The organism is Bacillota bacterium, from assembly GCA_024655925.1.
Classification (GTDB): domain Bacteria; phylum Bacillota; class DTU025; order DTU025; family JANLFS01; genus JANLFS01.
Genome location: JANLFS010000215.1, coordinates 1 through 1,934, shown reverse-complemented (window position 1 = coordinate 1,934; position 1,934 = coordinate 1). Strand labels below are relative to the sequence as shown.

Below are 1,934 nucleotides of genomic sequence, written 5' to 3'. Positions count from 1 at the left end.
CACACCTAGCCGATGCGAAACCGGCGCGCGAACTAACCGGACACGACTCTCCAACGGTGAGCCCAGTACGCTCTGCGCAAGACGAGATGATGCTCAGATTAAGCAGCCGCGTCAACTGGGGCAGTGGTGAGGACAGTATTGGGACCTGGCCATATCGTCCCACCGTGGCTGCGGGGCTAGTCTCCGCCCCAGATTGGCGCGCTGATGGGGTACGACATACCTACCCTTCGCTGGGGGCTGCGCGCCTCTCGTGATCGGAGGTGAGCGCAGCCATACCATACCCGGTGTAGCAGCCGGTTACCGTGAGAGAAGCACCTGCAGCCATCGAGCAGGCCCAAGCTGGCCGATTGCTTCCGAACTACGGCGACAAGTCTCCCGGACGGTAGCGTTGCAGGCCCGCCCTGTGCGGGAACGCTTCGAACGCAGGTGAGTGCCGTTCTGTAGGCGAACCGTTGCCACTTTGCGGTGTCCCCATGTGACGATGCGCTGCGTCTGACAACAGCGAGGCGACGGGCACGGCGCGAGCGGCGACGTGAAAGAGTGCAAGGAACTTGCCAAGAGCTGCTTAGCGAGAGTTGGTTAGGTGTTGAAGTTCTTGCGCTGGCTCAACCCAGCTTTCTCTAGACTAGGAAGGGCGGGGACCGTTTTCCACTCCGTGATTGGCCTGAGAAACGCACTCAACTGTGCGTATCGGACCTTCTCTCTCATTTGGTCTTCCGCCAGCGGACTCGAGCTCAAGACAAGGAGCATCCCTCCCCCTCGCAAGCGTTCTATGTGCTCACAGGGTGCGTGCTTGGCCACGGCTTCAGGCCCTCCTAGAGCCTCAACGTGCCGCTCCCCGAGGAAGTTCGCCCAAAACGCACCCTTGACGTGCCGATCGAAGGAGCGCTCGATGTTATAGTCGAAAAAGTCTCCCACTGGCACCGAATTGGCGCTCTGATTCACTACGTGGTTGATAGCATCAGTCGATCTGGCAGTCACTCTGACACCAGCGTAGCCATAGGCAGCGTCCAGCCGCTCGAAAGCATCCTTGCCGAAAGTGAGTAACTCTTGTACCGCCCGCGGGCCATCCGCGGCGAATATCCCGGTTGGCAGCCTGACCAGAACATGGTTAGGCCTTGCTGGGGATACTCGGCGCATGTCCAGCTTGGCTGACAACTGCACCGTAGCTCCGAAACGACACACTTCCAGCCGAGGGATTGGGACTAGGCTTCGGAAGGACTCAACGAGATGCACAACGGCTGGCCCGGATGCCAGCAAGTCTTGAAAAGTGTAAATTGCCAGCCCGACGAAGTAACGGAGGTCTCGTGGCGCCATGTTCGTAACCTGGCTCCTAGACAGAATATCCGTCAAGAACCACAATGGGTGCCACACCTCTTGCCGTCTCATACACGCGCCGGTAGAAGTCGAGCTGGTGCTGGTATTTCTCGTATGCGTCCTGAAGGTCCTCTCCCTGATGAACCGGCTTGCGATCCACAATGACATGCCTTTGGTAGTCCACGTAGTCCGGCCTTGCGAGATGGCCCTCGAGATAGACAACCCTTCCCTCCAGGTCAGTGATTGCTTTCTCGGTCGTGAAAGTCTCGGGTCCTTCGTCCCGAGGGTCGTTCTCCAGCATCACACGGCGGAAGTCGTAGTGGTGGATGCGTCCTGTCTCGAGGGCGTTCAATGGGGTAGTTTTCTCTACCGATCCGTCCGAAGCATCGGAGGCCGAGTTTCCATTATCGGGTTCTGGCAGGTCTCGCATTTCCTTCCTGAGCCTGTTGCCTGCAGGGCTATCCACCCCCGCATCTTCTTCGCTGCCCTCGATGGCCTGGACCCCTTCCGCCCCCAACGTCCAGCCCTGAGGAACCCCATCGCCGGACTCTTCCAGGTCACATTCTTCGCCATCGTCGAGTTCATGAACCTCTCCCCGCATTCCTGTCCCCCTCAAT

Annotated in this window: 3 protein-coding genes; 1 reads left to right on the top strand and 2 read right to left on the bottom strand. The window is 59.1% G+C overall.

What is annotated here, in order from left to right:
- Window positions 1-254 (top strand): hypothetical protein (locus NUW23_16245; GenBank protein MCR4427697.1); only part of this gene is annotated, 254 nt, incomplete at its 5' end.
- 325 nt (window positions 255-579) lie between these two features.
- On the opposite strand, the gene NUW23_16240 is transcribed toward NUW23_16245, so the two are convergent.
- Window positions 580-1,317: a DUF3396 domain-containing protein gene (locus NUW23_16240; GenBank protein MCR4427696.1), complete on the bottom strand. Its 738-nt coding sequence runs from the start codon at window positions 1,315-1,317 to the stop codon at window positions 580-582.
- A 16-nt stretch (window positions 1,318-1,333) separates the two neighbouring features.
- Window positions 1,334-1,934, bottom strand: a 601-nt coding sequence (locus NUW23_16235; GenBank protein MCR4427695.1) for a hypothetical protein, incomplete at its 5' end; no start/stop codon positions are given.